Consider the following 1,641-nt stretch of genomic DNA (forward strand, 5'->3'; position numbering starts at 1 on the left):
TTTTATGTGTAATATTTTTGTCATTTACCAATGTCAAACTGCGCGTGTTTTGAAAAATACGTGTTGCGATATTGAGGAAATACACATGAAACTAACTAAGACTGCTTTAGCGCTATCATTATTAAGTGCATTCACTTTTCAAGCCAACGCTGAAGTTGATGTTTATGGTAAAGCGAATGTATCGGTACAATCTTCTGACGATGGTGCAGGCTCAGTTACTGAAATTAAAAGTAACGCATCTCGCTTTGGTTTCAAAGGTTCTGAGAAATTAGATTCTGGTTTAGAAGTTATTTATAAGCTTGAGTTCCAAGTAGATGTCTCTGACGCTGATTCAAAAGGTGATAAAGACAATATTACCGCACGTAACCAGTACGTGGGTTTAAAAGGTAGCTTCGGTGAAGTAGTTATCGGCCGTAATGACACTGCATTAAAACAGTCTCAAGGTAAGTTAGATCAGTTCAACGACCTCGAGGGTGACATTAAGGTTCTCTTTAAAGGCGAAAATCGCTTAGGTGACTCAATCTCCTACAAATCACCAAGCTTTAATGGCTTTAGAGTATTAGGAAGCTTTATTGCTGAAGACAGTGAAGAAGGTGAAAATGGTTTCTCTACTGCGCTAACCTATGGCGATGCCGGGTTGAAAGAGTCAACTATTTATGCAGCGATTGCGGCAGATAGCGAAGTAAATGGCTATGACACGGTTCGTTTTACTGTTCAAGGTAAAGTAGCTGATGTCAAACTTGGTGCAATGTACCAGACACAAGAAAAGGTGGATGGTAGTGCAGAGGCCGATGGCTATTTACTAAATGCAGCTTACAAATTGGGTAATGCAACCTTGAAAGCACAATATCAAGTTATTGACTTTGATGCTGGTGACAAAGTAGATGGTGTTTCTGTCGGTGTTGATTACAAGCTTGCTAAAAACGCGAAGGTTTATGGTTTCTACTCAACATTTGATGCAGACAATCAAGTAGAAAAGGATTATCTAGGCTTAGGTATCGAGTATAAGTTTTAATTTATAGACTATCACTGAGCTTCAAATCGCGAAACACCCGCCTAATGCGGGTGTTTTTGTTTGTTTTATATACTGGTTGTTTTGTTTTTGCTCGAATAAACGTTTTTTCGCAATTTTCTTTAAAAAAAGGGTTGCACTAAAATCGGATCGCCCTATAATGCGACCCCACTGACACGGGGCGCTACGCTGAAAAGCAAAGCAGCAGCGAGTTAGAGTCAAGTAAAACTTAAGTTCGAAACTTCTGCCAAAGAAATTAAAAATTAAGTGTTGACAAAAAATTGGGAATGCTTAGAATGCACATCCCTCGAAACAATGAAATGTTTCGAAATGTTCTTTAAAAATATGAAGCAATCATCTGTGTGGGCACTCGTACAGATTGAGTTCTAACAGCAGATTCTGGTTCGCTAGATGACGCAAACAAATTTAGAGTCTCAATTGAACTGAGTGACCAACAGAATAAACATAGTTTATTCAGCACAGTCAATTCGATACCGAAAGGTATCAAAATCAGAATTCAATGAGCGCGAAACTTAGGTTTCAAAAAAACTTTTAATTGAAGAGTTTGATCATGGCTCAGATTGAACGCTGGCGGCAGGCCTAACACATGCAAGTCGAGCGGTAACATT

Annotated in this window: 1 protein-coding gene and 1 rRNA gene; both read left to right on the plus strand. The window is 38.8% G+C overall.

What is annotated here, in order from left to right:
* Positions 1 to 85: 85 nt before the first annotated feature.
* Entirely contained in the window at positions 86 to 1,015 is a 930-nt protein-coding gene (locus L1D50_RS22950) for a porin (RefSeq protein ID WP_128727742.1), read from the plus strand.
* Between the two features lie 550 nt (positions 1,016 to 1,565).
* Positions 1,566 to 1,641 (plus strand): 16S ribosomal RNA (locus L1D50_RS22955); the annotation flags it as partial.

The sequence above is a fragment of the Pseudoalteromonas sp. Isolate6 genome (assembly GCF_022398435.1).
Classification (GTDB): Bacteria; Pseudomonadota; Gammaproteobacteria; order Enterobacterales; family Alteromonadaceae; genus Pseudoalteromonas; species Pseudoalteromonas galatheae.